This is a genomic window from Flavobacterium notoginsengisoli (assembly GCF_014207905.1).
GTDB classification, from domain to species: Bacteria; Bacteroidota; Bacteroidia; order Flavobacteriales; family Flavobacteriaceae; genus Flavobacterium; species Flavobacterium notoginsengisoli_A.
On sequence record NZ_JACHLB010000004.1, the window covers coordinates 170,224 to 184,225 of the forward strand.

Annotated in this window: 12 protein-coding genes; 9 read left to right on the top strand and 3 right to left on the bottom strand. The window is 34.9% G+C overall.

Annotated features, from left to right (window positions below; all coding sequences use genetic code 11):
- Nucleotide 1: 1 nt before the first annotated feature.
- The 3 genes from HNP35_RS13540 to HNP35_RS13550 all read right to left on the bottom strand — a co-directional run bounded on the left by HNP35_RS13540 (nucleotide 2) and on the right by HNP35_RS13550 (nucleotide 6,575).
- On the bottom strand, nucleotides 2-1,540 hold the full coding sequence (locus HNP35_RS13540) for a sugar porter family MFS transporter (RefSeq protein ID WP_184162868.1): 1,539 nt from the start codon (nucleotides 1,538-1,540) through the stop codon (nucleotides 2-4).
- A gap of 379 nt (nucleotides 1,541-1,919) precedes the next feature.
- Nucleotides 1,920-3,533, bottom strand: a complete 1,614-nt coding sequence (locus HNP35_RS13545; protein ID WP_184162871.1) for a RagB/SusD family nutrient uptake outer membrane protein — start codon at nucleotides 3,531-3,533, stop codon at nucleotides 1,920-1,922.
- Nucleotides 3,534-3,554: 21 nt separating this feature from the next.
- Entirely contained in the window at nucleotides 3,555-6,575 is a 3,021-nt protein-coding gene (locus HNP35_RS13550; RefSeq protein ID WP_184162874.1) for a SusC/RagA family TonB-linked outer membrane protein, read from the bottom strand.
- Nucleotides 6,576-6,967: 392 nt separating this feature from the next.
- Here HNP35_RS13550 and HNP35_RS13555 point away from each other — a divergent pair, with 392 nt between their 5' ends.
- The 9 genes from HNP35_RS13555 to HNP35_RS13595 all read left to right on the top strand — a co-directional run bounded on the left by HNP35_RS13555 (nucleotide 6,968) and on the right by HNP35_RS13595 (nucleotide 13,984).
- A complete protein-coding gene (locus tag HNP35_RS13555; RefSeq protein ID WP_184162877.1) occupies nucleotides 6,968-7,999 on the top strand; it encodes a LacI family DNA-binding transcriptional regulator in 1,032 nt (343 codons plus the stop codon).
- 95 nt (nucleotides 8,000-8,094) lie between these two features.
- The gene (locus HNP35_RS13560; protein ID WP_184162880.1) at nucleotides 8,095-9,222 is read left to right on the top strand and encodes an NAD(P)/FAD-dependent oxidoreductase; all 1,128 of its coding nucleotides are present in this window, start codon (nucleotides 8,095-8,097) and stop codon (nucleotides 9,220-9,222) included.
- Nucleotides 9,223-9,936 (top strand): methyltransferase domain-containing protein, encoded by a 714-nt coding sequence (locus tag HNP35_RS13565; protein WP_184162883.1) that lies wholly within the window; start codon nucleotides 9,223-9,225, stop codon nucleotides 9,934-9,936.
- A complete protein-coding gene (locus HNP35_RS13570; RefSeq protein ID WP_184162886.1) occupies nucleotides 9,933-10,985 on the top strand; it encodes a type III polyketide synthase in 1,053 nt (350 codons plus the stop codon). Before HNP35_RS13565 ends, HNP35_RS13570 begins: the two co-directional genes overlap by 4 nt.
- A gap of 10 nt (nucleotides 10,986-10,995) precedes the next feature.
- Nucleotides 10,996-11,433: a 3-hydroxyacyl-ACP dehydratase FabZ family protein gene (locus tag HNP35_RS13575; protein WP_184162889.1), complete on the top strand. Its 438-nt coding sequence runs from the start codon at nucleotides 10,996-10,998 to the stop codon at nucleotides 11,431-11,433.
- Entirely contained in the window at nucleotides 11,430-12,698 is a 1,269-nt protein-coding gene (locus HNP35_RS13580; protein ID WP_184162892.1) for a beta-ketoacyl-[acyl-carrier-protein] synthase family protein, read from the top strand. Before HNP35_RS13575 ends, HNP35_RS13580 begins: the two co-directional genes overlap by 4 nt.
- Before the next feature lies 1 nt (nucleotide 12,699).
- Entirely contained in the window at nucleotides 12,700-12,954 is a 255-nt protein-coding gene (locus tag HNP35_RS13585; RefSeq protein ID WP_184162895.1) for an acyl carrier protein, read from the top strand.
- Nucleotides 12,951-13,448: a 4'-phosphopantetheinyl transferase family protein gene (locus HNP35_RS13590; protein WP_184162898.1), complete on the top strand. Its 498-nt coding sequence runs from the start codon at nucleotides 12,951-12,953 to the stop codon at nucleotides 13,446-13,448. Before HNP35_RS13585 ends, HNP35_RS13590 begins: the two co-directional genes overlap by 4 nt.
- A gap of 146 nt (nucleotides 13,449-13,594) precedes the next feature.
- A complete protein-coding gene (locus HNP35_RS13595; protein WP_184162901.1) occupies nucleotides 13,595-13,984 on the top strand; it encodes a DoxX family protein in 390 nt (129 codons plus the stop codon).
- The last annotated feature ends 18 nt before the right edge of the window (nucleotides 13,985-14,002 follow it).

A 14,002-nucleotide genomic window follows, 5' to 3' on the forward strand; every position in this document is an offset into this window, starting at 1 on the left:
TTTATTTTACGAAATCAATTTCTATTTGTTCTAATGATTTTCCTTTGGTTTCGGGCAAGATTTTATAAAGTAAAAAGAAACCAATTAATGCAATTCCGCCAAAAATGGAAAAAGTCAATGCATTACCTAAGTTGGATAATTCCCAAGGAAAAACCTGCTGAACAATCCAGCTTACAAATCCGTTTACAAAGCCAATTACTCCAATTGCCAAACCACGATAACGATTTGGATATAATTCGGATAACAAAACCCACATTACAGGACCGAGTGAAAAAGCAAAACAAGCAATAAAGCCCATAACGCCAACTAGAACCAAAACTGCATTCATTTGAGTTGCCATTTCTAGAATTGTTCCTTCGTTCTTGGCGTAAATCTGATCTCCTAAAATCGATTTCATTTCATTTTTAAAGGCAACATCATTGTCATAAACTTTACCAGCAATTGGTTTTAACTTTACTGCAATTGAACTTTCTAAAAGCGTTATTTTTTCTAAGGTTAATTGATATTTGGCTTCTTTAAATCCGTATGCACATAAAGCCATGCTTATTGCAATTCCAGCAATACCGATTAATAATAAAGGACGGCGCCCCATTTTATCAATTAAAAACATGGCAACTATGGTAAAAGCCACCGTAATGAAACTCAATAAAACTCCTGAAGAAAAAGAAGCGTCATTGCCAATTCCTGTTTGTTTGAAAATAGATGTGGCGTAAAAGTAAATTGCATTGATTCCGGTAATCTGCTGTAGAATTCCGATAACCAATCCTACTGTAAAAACGAATTTTAATGTGGGTTTAAAAAGATCTTTTAGTTTTAATTTTTCTGTATTTTGATGGTCTTCTTTTAGACTTTCTAAAATAGATTCTGCTTCAATTTTTGCTTTTTCCTTTCCATGCATGGAAATCAAAATTTTTCTAGCTTCATCTTCTCTTTTTTGAGTAAACAGCCAACGCGGACTTTCGGGCACAAAAAACAAGAAGATATAATAGACAATTGAAGGAATTATTACAATTCCGAGCATCCAACGCCAAACATTATTTTCAGTTAAAAAAGTGGTCTGCGCCGAAGTGTATAGGTAATTGATGTAATAATTGCTGAGAAAAGCAGCGAAAAATCCCAGTACGATATTGAGCTGTTGAATGGAAACCAATTTTCCTCTATTTTCTGCTAAAGAAACTTCTGCGATGTAAGTTGGCGCAATAACCAAAGCGATTCCAAATGCGATTCCGCCAATCATACGGGCAATGTAAAGCATTTCATAAGAAAAACTATAGGCAGATAGAACAATGGATAAAGCATATAAAAAAGCAGCTAGAATGAGCAATTTCTTTCTTCCGATTATATCGCTTAAACGTCCTGAAATGAGCATTGCAAACATGGCAGTAAAAGAAGGCGAACTTACCACCCAACCCGTTTGAAAATCATTTAGATTAAATTCTGGACCAACATAAGACATTACTCCGGAAATTATTCCTGCATCAAAACCAAATAAAAATCCTCCTAAAGACACTACAAAAGCTGCGAATATTGATTTTTTCATTTAAAATTACGGTTGTTACTATTTCATAATTATGTTTTTAGAAGTACTAAAACGTTTGAAATTTAGTTAATTTTTTAAAAAGTTGGGCTGTTTATTCATAAAACAACCCAACTCAGACTAACATGAAATTAACTATAAACTAAACTATTTTATTTTGAGTGTATTTTAATTTCAACACATAGAGACATAGTTTTTTTAAACTTTGAAAAGGTTGCAGAAAGAAACTAGTTTCTAACACATAGTTCACGAAGTTTGTCATTGCAAGTAACGAGAAGATTATGCAGACTATGTTTATTTAAACAAGTGAAACGCCTTTTATAGAGATTCAAATTCTATGATTCTATGTGTTAAAATTAAACTACACTCAACGAGTTACTTCCTAATACCCTGGATTTTGAATTAAAATGGTTGCACCAACCTGTTGAATTTCTGATGCAGGAATCGGTAACAATTCATCTCTTCCCACAACAAAAACTTTCCCAACCGCTTCGAGAGCAGCTTTAGCATCGCCCCAACGCACTAAATCGGTATATCTATCCCAGCCTTCTGTTGCTAATTCTCTTCTTCTTTCGTCTTTAACACCTTGCAAAGTATAGGCTGGAATTTTTGGATTTCCTGCTCCATAAGCTCTTTCTGTAACTAATTGAAACGAACTTGCACCGCTTAAAGTTCCAGTTCCTCCCATCAATGTAGCTTCTGCATGCATTAAAAGCACATCGGCATAACGAATGATTTTTTCATTTAATGGAGAATCGGCATAATTTTGCAACGCGTCCTGAACTGCTGGCGGAATCCAATATTTATACATACTGGCTTTAGATTTGAATGCAGCTGTTCCTGTTGGCCAGAAATAGTTGTAAGTATCAGTTCCAAAAACCCATTGTCCTTCTGTCGAAAAATTAATTGATCCGTCTGGATTGGTACTGCAATTGCATGAAATTGCTCCTCTTCCACCTCTAACAATGGTTTGTGGCGTTATAAAAGTATATTCTTTTCTTCGGTCAGAATTATCATAAAAATCAATCAATTCTTGTCTTGGCACACTGTTTCCGAAAGCGCTGTTTCCAACTGAACTGTTAAACAAAAATCCGAACATTTGATGTGTCGAAGAACCTTGGTTAGAATAACTTTGCCCTCCTTCAAAATTATTGTATAAAGAACCGCTGATGTAACCGATCTCAAAAATGGACTCTTTTCCGTATTCATTATTTAAATCCCAGTTGTCTTCAAATTTTTCTTCTAGAGAATAACCAAGACTCATAACTTGTTCGCAGTATTTTACCGTTTCGTTATAATCTTTCTGGTATAAATTAGCTTTCGCTAAAAATGCATACGCAGCGCCTTTTGTTGCTCTTCCTTTTTTCGCTGCGATAGTTGGCAAAACCTGAGCTGCATCTAATAAATCTTTTTCAATCTGAACATAAACTTCTGCTGCTGTAGCTTTTGGCTTTTTGAAATTATAAGAAGCATCTTTAATATATTCTGTAATTAAAGGAACGCCACCAAAATGTTTCACCAATTCGAAATAAGCAAATCCTCGCAAGAATTTTGCTTGTGCAATAAGTTGCAGTTTGAAATTCTCATCGGTAATTTTATTGGTTTCGCTTATAATTCCGATTGCGGTATTGGCTCTTGAAATCATCGTATACCATTTTTTCCACATTCCTTCTACACTTGGATTATTTGGCGCAATTGGATTTTTATCAAAAGCCTGTCCTGCAACCCAAAACGTTGCCCATTGCGAAACCACGTTATCTGCTCTCATATCCTGAAACATAACTGGATACATATGTCTTGTCGCAGCGCCGTCAACTTGCCAACGCAACGGATCGTAAGCTGCATTTACCAAAGCTTCAAAATCAGAATCGGTCTGAATGGCATCTGCTGTCAACTGAGTCGTTGGTTCTATAGTAAGGAAATCCTCAGAACAACTGTTAAGCATCAATAACATCGAAAATGCCAATATGCTACTTTTTATATATTTAATTTTCATAACGAAATTTTTATTTTAGAATTAAAACTTAGCTTGCACACCCATCAAAATAGTACGGGCTTGCGGATAAAATCCTCTATCGATTCCCATGTCTAAAGAATTGTTTGCACCAGATTCTCCAATTTCAGGATCTGTTCCGTCGTATTTTGTACTAACCCATAAATTCTGTCCTGTAACGTAAATTCTGAATTTGTCAATTTTAAGTTTATCCACTAAACTTGATGGAAGGCTGTAACCTAAAGTCACAGTTTTTAGTTTTAAGAACGAACCGTCTTTTACATAAAAATCAGAAACCTGAGAATCGGTTAAACCAAAACCTAAACTGTTTTTTAAACCGTTTGAAGAATAAGAATCTTTTCTGTTCGAATATCCCGCATCTGTTCTGATTGTTGCATCGTAAATATCATTTCCTTCAGAACCGTATAAAAAAGCATTGAAATCGAAGTTTTTATATGCAGCACCTAGATTAACTCCATATGTAAAATCAGGCAATGCGCTTCCAATATAGGTTTTGTCAGCCGTTGTTATTCCTGGAACGCCGTCGTTATCTTTGTAAATTAAATTTCCATCCGCATCAATCGATTCTACTTGATAACCATAAAATCCTGCAATAGAATGTCCAACTGTAGTAAGCGTAATAGGATCATTGAAAACAAAAGTTCCTATTCCGCCAGTCAAAGGCTGCCCGTTGTTTCCTAAACTTGTCACTTTATTTTTGTTCTGAGCCAGATTTGCCGCAATATCCCAAGAAAATCCGTTTTCGTATTTCTTTCTGTATGAAAGCAATAATTCAAAACCTTTGTTTTCCATATCAGCAATATTGGTTGCCGGCGCTGGATATCCAGAAAATAACGGAACACCAATTGGAATAAGCATATCACTAGTTTTTTTGATATAATAATCGAATGTAATTCCGAATGAATTATTGAAAGCATTGATATCTAAACCAAAGTTGGTCTGTGCCACTTCTTCCCATTTTACATCAGGATTTGGCAGAAATGCAGGCGTTAAACCCGAAACATTTTCTCCGCCAAAATTGGTTCCTGAACCTGAATTCAGCACAGCAGAATATTGAAATGGATTGATATTATCACTTCCGTTAATACCCCAGCTTGCACGCAATTTCAAAAGATTAATGAATTTTGAATCATTTAAAAAACTTTCTTCCGAAACAACCCAACCTCCAGAAACAGAAGGAAAAACACCAGTTCTGTTATTTGATCCGAAATTTGAAGAAGAATCGGCTCTTAAAGTTCCAGATAACAAATATTTATGAGCATAATCGTAATTTACTTTTCCGTAATATCCAACTAAAGCGGTATCAAAAGCATAAGGAACGGCAGAAGTTATTCCCGACGGATTACGGATTGTGGCAAAATTCGTTGATGCAAAATCATTCGTAAAAAAGCCAACACCGTTTCTTGAACTAGTTTCAAAAGTGGTCTGATAAACCGACATTCCGGCCAAAACATCTAAATTATGATTTCCAAGATTAGAAAATTTATAAGATCCATTTCCATCAAATTGCGTCATTTTATTAGAATAAAGTGTTTCTCTCAAAGTCGCATTCGTATTGACATATCCTTGATCTGAGAAATCAAAAGTTGGGGTAAATTGTTTGTCGAATGTGTTGTCTTTGTAATGAAAATAAGTTCCTGTAATTTTAAAGTCGTTGGTAACTTTCCAAGTTCCTTTAATATTTGCCGAAGTAATATCTGAAACCGATTTGTTATTGGTGATAATCAAAGCCAAAAACGGATTGGCAACAGCTCCAACTGTAGGCAGAGAAACTCCATTTACCACAACTCCCTGCTGATTTCCCATTCCGAAAGGAATAGATCTATCACCTGAAGCAAAAGCAGGATAAATTGCTGGAATCGAATTCACGAAATTCATAATCGAAATTCCCGTTCCCGATTGGTTTTCAAAAAGATAATCTCTTTCTACATCCACCAAATTCAATCCTACATTGATGTTAAATTTTGAAGTAATGTCCGTTTCAAAATTCAGTTTCACATTTTTTCTAGTGTATTGCGATTTTCCTTCATTACCGCCAACCATACCTTTCTGATCAAAAAGTCCACCCGAAATATTGTATGAGTAATTTTCGCCACCGCCTGAAATAGAAGTGCTTAAACTAGAAACGGGTGTCGTTTCAAACAATTCACCATACCAATCTGTATTCGGCAATTTTGCAATTTCGTCTGCGGTCAAGGGGTTTCCATTTCCAGGATTTTTGGTTCTAAAATCATTCAAATAAGAAACATAAGCATTCTTGTCCATTAAATCTGGTTTATTGCCAAGAGATTGAAAACCAGTATAAGTATCAATCGTAATACTAGGTTTTCCAGCGTTACGCCTTCCTGTTTTAGTTTCAACCAAAATAACTCCGTTTCCACCACGCGCACCATAAATTGCTGAAGATGCGGCATCTTTTAAAACGTTCATACTTTTGATATCGTCTGGATTTAGAAAGTTAAGATTCGGAACCTGCTGTCCGTCTACCAAATACAAAGGCGCAGAAGCACCAACAGAAGCAGCACCACGCAAACGTACTGTAAGTGGCGCACCGGGAGACCCCGAAGTTTGAACCACCGTAACTCCAGGCGTTGTTCCTTGTAAAGCTGCCTCAGGACGGCTAACCGCCAATTCTGAAATCTGTGCTGCATTTACGACTCCGACAGCTGTAGAAACAGCTCTTTTGTTCTGCGTTTGTCCGTAACCTACCACTACAACTTGATCTAATGTATTCAAACTTTCAATCAAGGTGATCGTAACAGATTGATTTTTCTTAACTGCAATTTCTTTGGTTTCATATCCTAAATAGCTTACGATTAAAGTTGCCGTTTCTGAAGTTAAGGCAATAGAAAACTTTCCATCAAAATCTGTAGTCGTTCCGACATTACTGCCCTTAACTTTTAAATCTACTCCTGGCAATGGACCAGTGTTAGAGGTCACAATTCCTGAAACATTTTGAGAAAATGTATTTGCCGTAATTAAAAGAAAAACGGACAATACCATCTTAAATAAATAATTTTTCATAAATGCTGGTTTTTTAATTTTGGATTTTTTCGGTCTTTTTTTTGTTAATAGTTCAAATATATAGACGTGAAATAGGAATAATTCAATTTTTAACTCGAAGGAGTTTTAAATCGAAAAAAGCTCCAATCTTAAAAAATCGATTTTGAAATTATAAAAATGCAGGAAATACAAGGCGTCCAAAGTGATTGGAAATTCAGGCGAAAATTTACTTAAAGGTTTAAGTAAATTTTTCTTAAAAAATTAAAATCTAAAGAAATTAACTACAATTTTATACTGCATGAAATTTTTTATGAAAAGCAAAACACTATTCATAAAACAACTTAATTTATATTGTATATTCGTCAAACAAAACCAAAATATTATTGCTTTTTTGCTATCAAACTGTCCCAAAAATGAATAAGAAAATTACCTTGAAACAAATTGCAAAAGAGTTTAACACTTCTATTGCAACGGTATCTAAAGCCTTAAAAGACAGCCATGATATTAGCACTGCAACCAAAACCAAAATAAAAAACTACGCAGCGCTTCATAATTACAAACCAAACAGTATTGCATTAAGTTTACTCAACAAAAAGACCAAAACCATTGGCGTAATTATGCCTACCATTCTGAATCATTTTTTTGTTCAGATTTTTAACGGAATGGAACAAGCTGCCAATGAGAAAGGCTATAATTTGATTACTATTATTTCGAATGGGAAACTTGAAAAGGAAATCACTTCTATCAACCTTTTAGAAAATGGAATTATCGATGGATTATTGATTTCTCTTTGCGAAGAAGCACAATCTAAACAGCACATTTCTCATATTGAGAATTTTATAAAAAATGCTGGACCTGTGGTCATGTTCGACCGTGTTTTTGATTCTTTAGACACTGATAAAATTATTGTTGACGATTTTAACTGTTCATACAAAGCAACTGAACATCTGATAAAAACGGGCTGTAAAAACATTGCCATTGTAACAGTTTTAGATTATTTAGGAATTGTAAAACTGAGAATTGATGGTTATTTAAAAGCACATGAAGATTATAATATTCCTGTAAATAAAAAACTGATTTCGCTAATTAAGAAAGAATATGATTTTGAAACCGAAATCAAAACCATGTTAGATTATCAAAAAGTTGATGGAATTATTGGTTTGGAAGAATATTCTACGGTAGAATCTATGACTATTGCCCAAAATCGAGGCTATAAAATTCCTGAAGATATCTCAATAATCGGATTTACAAATAGTGAAATGTTCAAATATTGCAAACCTTCTATTTCGTGCATAAGCCAACACGGCGTTTTTATGGGACAGATTGCGGTTCAAAAAGTAATTGAACGGATTGAAAATGAAGGAAAAGAGCAATCAGAATTTGAAACTAAAATCATAAAAGCGAGTTTAATCGAGCGTGATTCTACAAAGAAAATTACATCATAATATCCTCAAAGAAATTGCATAATTTCAATTTTTAAAATATAATTTTAGCCAAATTATGTAAACAATATTCCATATTTTATGACTAAATTGGTGGTATGGGAAAAAATCCAGATGTAGTTATTATTGGCGGTGGTCTTGCTGGTTTGGCAAGTGCTATACATTTGTCTAGAGAAGGATTAAAAGTCGTTCTTTTAGAAAAAAATGATTACCCTAAACACAAAGTTTGTGGCGAATACATCTCAAACGAAATTTTGCCTTATCTAAAATGGCTTGGTGCAGATGTTGCTGTTCTAAATCCGTCGCAAATTACTCAATTTGAATTCACTACACAAAAAGGCAAAAGAGCACAAACCCAGCTTCCATTGGGCGGTTTCGGAATTAGCCGATATATTTTAGATCATTTTTTATTTGAAAATGCCATCAAAAATGGATGCATTATTATTAATGAAAATGTCACAGATGTTTCTTTTGAAAATGATGTTTTCACAGTAAAAACTTCTGAAAAAATTTTATCAGCCAAAATAGTTTTAGGTGCTTACGGCAAACGCTCTAATATCGATCAGCAATTATCAAGAAAATTTATTACAAAAAAATCGCCTTGGTTGGCTGTAAAAGGACATTATTATGGAAATTTCGATTCTAATTTGGTTGCGCTTCATAACTTTCACGGAGGTTACTGCGGCGTTTCTACAGTCGAAAACAACATTATAAACATCTGCTATTTGGCAGATTATGAGACTTTCAAAAATTATAAAAATATAGAAGATTACCAAAAAGCAGTTCTTTATAAAAATAAAAATCTAAAAGACATTTTTGAAAACAGCACTCCCCTTTTTGACAAACCTTTGACGATCAGTCAAATTTCTTTTGACAAAAAACTGCCTGTTGAAAATCATATTTTAATGATTGGTGACACTGCAGGACTTATTCACCCAATGTGCGGCAACGGAATGGCAATGGCGATTCACAGTGCTAAAATAGCATCAGAATTGATAACGGAATTTTACAACGGAAATATTGTTTCGCGCGATGCATTAGAAAGAAAATATGCCACAGAATGGAAAAAGCAGTTTAGAAAACGTCTTTTGTTTGGAAGAATCTTAGCAAAAGTACTTACTTATAAAAATTTCACGCAATTAATAACCAGTATAGCGGCGTCAGTGCCTTCCTTACTTTCAACCATAATCAAACAGACGCATGGAAACCCTGTTAGCATAAATTAAATGGCATTAAATACAAAACATAGGACCGAAGAAACTGAAATAATGGATGATTTTTTGCTTGAAGGCGAAGAATTAATTGTTGCGCTTGACAAAATCGCAACAATAAATCGATTATTGGGCGGTAATAAACTCACGTTACATGGCATTAAATTGCTTTTAAAAAAGACAGAAAATTTAAAAACCATTACAATTGCTGATGTTGGTTGCGGAAATGGAGATATGCTAAGAATGCTTGCAGAATATGGCAAAAAGCAAAACATCAATTTCAAATTAATCGGTATCGATGCAAATGCTTTTACAGTAAATTACGCTCAGGAACTTTCTAAAGAATTTAAAAATATCGAATATTTATGTTTGGATATTTTTAGTAAAGAATTCCGTGATGTAAAATACGATATCGCTTTGTGTACCTTAACCTTACATCATTTTTCAAACCAAGAAATAGAAAATATTTTAGACCTGCTTCATCAAAATGCAAGTGTTGGAATTGTGGTAAATGACCTTCATCGAAGTAAACTCGCTTATCGTCTTTTTGAAGGAGTTTGTTATGTTTTTAACCTAAATGCGATGTCAAAAAATGACGGCTTGGTTTCTATTTTACGTGGCTTTAAAAAAAATGAATTGGTTCATTTTTCTAAAAAATTAAAATTAAACAACTATTCCATCAACTGGAAATGGGCTTTCCGTTACCAGTGGATAATTTCTAAAATATGAGTGTAAAGATAATCACAGCTGCAAAACAGCTTCCGCAATATTCCCGTACAACCGAAGATATTCTTCCGCTTGTCGATGTTTGGCTCGACGGTCAAGAAGAACGTTTTGTCAAAAAAGTAAAGAAAATTTTTGAAGGCGCATCGGTAGACAAACGCTATTCTATCATGGAACCTTCGGAAGTTTTTACCGCTACTTCTTTTGAAGAAAAAAATGATATTTACAGCAGAGAAATGATTGTTTTAGGGCATCAGGTTTTGGAGAAAGCACTGCAAAAAGCCAACTGGGATCCGCAGAGTCTGGACTATATTATCACCGTAAGCTGTACTGGAATTATGATTCCGTCTTTAGATGCTTATCTCATTAATAAAATGAAACTTCGTCAAGACATTGTGCGTCTTCCTGTTACCGAAATGGGCTGTGCAGCTGGAATTTCTGGAATTATATACGCAAAGAATTTTCTAAAATCGAATCCAGGAAAACGTGCCGCAGTTATTGCCGTAGAATCGCCTACAGCCACTTTTCAATTAAATGATTTTTCGATGCCGAATATTGTAAGCGCAGCCATTTTTGGAGATGGCGCTGCTTGTTGTTTATTGTCTTCAGATGAAAAAGATGAAGGTCCAGAAATTCTAGACGAGCAAATGTATCATTTCTACGATGCAGAACACATGATGGGCTTTAAACTTACCAATGGCGGACTGCAAATGGTTTTAGATATTGAAGTTCCAGATACGATTGCATCTCATTTTGGTGATATTATTCATCCGTTTTTAAAGCAAAACAACCTTGAAATCAAAGATATCGATCACATGATTTTTCATCCTGGAGGAAAGAAAATCGTAAATACAGTCGAACAACTTTTTTCAGGTTTGAATAAAAACATAAATGACACAAAAGAAATTTTACGACAATACGGAAATATGTCAAGCGCGACCGTTTTGTACGTTTTAGAGCGAATTATGGACAGAAATCCTCAAAAAGGAGAAAAAGGCTTAATGTTGAGTTTTGGCCCTGGATTTTCAGCCCAACGAGTTTTATTACAATGGTAATTTTTTAATTATGGAATTAAACGAAATTATAAAACAGCTTCCGTACAGCGAACCTTTTCTGTTTGTAGATGAATTGCTTTCTGCAGACGAAAATGGCGTAACAGGAACTTACACTTTCAAAGAAAATCTTGATTTTTATAAAGGTCATTTTAAAAATAATCCAGTTACGCCAGGCGTTATCTTAACAGAAACAATGGCGCAAATTGGAATGGTTTGTCTTGGTATTTTCCTATTAAACAATGAATTGCAAAGCGATACCGTAATTGCCTTTACATCAGCCGATATGGAATTTTTAAAACCCGTTTATCCAAATGAAAAAGTAACGGTAATTTCAGAGAAAATGTTTTTCCGTTTTGGTAAATTAAAATGCAGTGCAGTAATGAAAAATGAAGCAGGACAAGAAGTTTGCAGAGGCATTTTAGCAGGAATGATAACGAAAAGATTATGAAAAAACGAGTCGTAATAACTGGTCTTGGTGTCGCTGCCCCGAATGGAGTTGGAATTGCCGAATTTACAAATGCCATAAAAAACGGCATTTCTGGAATTCGCTATGACGCTCAGTTAGCAGAATTGCAGTTTTCTTGCCAGATTGCGGGTCAGCCACAAATTTCTGACGAATTAAAATCTCAATATTTTACAGAACTCGAACTTCGCGGGTTCAACAGTACAGGAATCCTATACGGCGTTATTGCGGGACTGGAAGCTTGGAAAAATGCTGGTTTACCCATAAATGAAACTCCCGATTGGGATAGCGGAACTATCTTTGGATCTGGAACTTCCGGAATCGAGAAATTTCGCGAAAGCATTTATAAAATTGATGATTTACAAACCCGCAGATTAGGAAGCACAGTTGTAGCACAAACCATGAACAGCGGTGTTAGCGCTTATTTAGCCGGAAAACTTGGATTAGGAAATCAAGTTACGACCAATTCATCAGCTTGCACAACAGGAACAGAAGCTATTCTAATGGCTTACGATCGTATACAATCTGGACAAGCAAAGCGTATTTTAGCAGGAAGCACCTCAGACAGCGGTCCTTATATTTGGGCAGGTTTTGATGCGCTTCGTGTTTGTTCTTCCAAATACAATGAAAATCCAGAAGAAGGCTCAAGACCAATGAGCTCCACAGCTTGCGGATTTGTTCCAGGAAGCGGTGCTGGTGCATTAGTAATTGAAGATTTAGAAAGCGCTTTAGAACGAAAAGCTGTAATTTATGGCGAAATTTTAGGCGGAAACGTCAATTCAGGCGGACAGCGCGACGGCGGAAGTATGACCGCTCCAAACAGTATTGCAGTTCAAAAATGTATTAAAAACGCCATTCTGAATGCCAATGTAAATCCAAATGAAATTGATGCTATAAACGGACATCTCACGGCAACCACAAAAGACAGTCTGGAAATTGAAAACTGGACGAAAGCTTTAGAAAGAAATGGAGCAGATTTTCCGTATATTAATTCCTTAAAAAGCTTGACTGGGCACTGCTTAAGCGCTTCGGGAAGCATTGAAAGTGTGGCTTCTATTTTACAGCTTCATGAAGGATTTTTATTTGGAAACCTCAATTGTTCCGATCTTCATCCAGAAATTTCAGCTCTGATTGATTCTTCAAAGGTGCTGCAGAAAACAATTAAATCTAACCCAAAAATAATTGCGAAAGCTAGTTTTGGTTTTGGCGATGTAAATGCCTGTATACTATTTAAAAAATTTGAAAATTAAGATGGACAGAAAAGAACTTACCGAAAAATTAAAAGAGATTATAAAACCGTATGCCGCTAATACAGAAGCACACGAAAATCTGACCGAAGAAACCGATTTTATTAAAGATCTAAATATCAATTCGGCAAATCTTGTCGATATTGTTTTGGATATTGAAGAAAAATTTGATGTTGTAATTGACAATGCCGACATGGAACGTATGTTGGATGTTAAAACCGCAATTGAGATAATCGAAACCAAACTCGCAGCAAAATGATAGGCAACGATATTGTAGATCTTGCACAATCTCGCTTACAAAGCAAATGGTCACGTAAAGGTTTAATTGAAAAGCTCTTTACTACAGAAGAACAGTACTTTATAAAAAAACACTATAATCCAGAAATTATGGTATGGCTACTTTGGACCATGAAAGAAGCTGCTTATAAAATCTATAATAGACAAACCAAAATAAGAGAATTCAGTCCCAAAAAATTGATTTGCGATTTAAATTCATTAAGCGATATTCATGCATTTGGAACTGTTTTCTGCCTTGAAAATATCTATTACACCAAAAGCATCATTTCATCAGAAAACATTCATTCTATCGCAACAAACAATTTAGAAAACCTCAACCATGTAATTGAGGTCGAAAAAAAAGATATTATAAAAGACAATCACGGCATTCCATACTTACAAACCTCAACCATGACTTTAAAAGAGGTTTCAATTAGCAATCATGGCCGTTTTGAAAAAGTAGTTACCTATAAATAGATTTAAGAAACATTTTCCTCCAAAATATTCAAATTAGATACTGTCCGTTTCAAATTTCATTTTGTCCGTTTCAACAAGTTTCTGATTTCGTTTTTAAGGCTTTCAACGCACATTTGTACCGTTAAATAACTTTAAAAATCAAAATCATGAACTCAAAAACAACAAAAATTATCTATTGGACGGGCGCAGTATTAACTTCTTTATGGTTTGGCGCAAGCGGTTTCTTCGAATTAACAAATAATCCATTGGTTTGGGGAATCACGCAGCAATTGGGCTATCCTGCGCATTTTATCTACATCTTAGGCGTTTTCAAATTAGCTGGAGTTATTACGCTATTGATTCCGAATAAATTATTACGATTGAAAGAATGGGTTTTCGCAGGGGTATTTTTCGACATCATTTTCGCTTTCTTTTCAAAAATAGCCGTTTTAGGTTTTGGTGCTGCGACCGATGCTATTGTAGCCTTTGTAATGGTTAGCGTCACTTATGCTATGTATAGAAAATTGTATACGGCAACTTATACTCCAGCAGAGTAAAATATTTATAGAACTGCA

What these genes read in the sequence shown, in the direction of transcription:
- HNP35_RS13565 (WP_184162883.1), top strand. Translation starts at nt 9,223, where the DNA reads ATGGCATTAAATACAAAACATAGGACCGAAGAAACTGAAATAATGGAT.
- HNP35_RS13575 (WP_184162889.1), top strand. Translation starts at nt 10,996, where the DNA reads ATGGAATTAAACGAAATTATAAAACAGCTTCCGTACAGCGAACCTTTT.
- HNP35_RS13555 (WP_184162877.1), top strand. Translation starts at nt 6,968, where the DNA reads ATGAATAAGAAAATTACCTTGAAACAAATTGCAAAAGAGTTTAACACT.
- HNP35_RS13545 (WP_184162871.1), bottom strand. Translation starts at nt 3,533, where the DNA reads ATGAAAATTAAATATATAAAAAGTAGCATATTGGCATTTTCGATGTTA.
- HNP35_RS13560 (WP_184162880.1), top strand. Translation starts at nt 8,095, where the DNA reads ATGGGAAAAAATCCAGATGTAGTTATTATTGGCGGTGGTCTTGCTGGT.
- HNP35_RS13595 (WP_184162901.1), top strand. Translation starts at nt 13,595, where the DNA reads ATGAACTCAAAAACAACAAAAATTATCTATTGGACGGGCGCAGTATTA.
- HNP35_RS13590 (WP_184162898.1), top strand. Translation starts at nt 12,951, where the DNA reads ATGATAGGCAACGATATTGTAGATCTTGCACAATCTCGCTTACAAAGC.
- HNP35_RS13540 (WP_184162868.1), bottom strand. Translation starts at nt 1,540, where the DNA reads ATGAAAAAATCAATATTCGCAGCTTTTGTAGTGTCTTTAGGAGGATTT.
- HNP35_RS13585 (WP_184162895.1), top strand. Translation starts at nt 12,700, where the DNA reads ATGGACAGAAAAGAACTTACCGAAAAATTAAAAGAGATTATAAAACCG.
- HNP35_RS13550 (WP_184162874.1), bottom strand. Translation starts at nt 6,575, where the DNA reads ATGAAAAATTATTTATTTAAGATGGTATTGTCCGTTTTTCTTTTAATT.
- HNP35_RS13580 (WP_184162892.1), top strand. Translation starts at nt 11,430, where the DNA reads ATGAAAAAACGAGTCGTAATAACTGGTCTTGGTGTCGCTGCCCCGAAT.
- HNP35_RS13570 (WP_184162886.1), top strand. Translation starts at nt 9,933, where the DNA reads ATGAGTGTAAAGATAATCACAGCTGCAAAACAGCTTCCGCAATATTCC.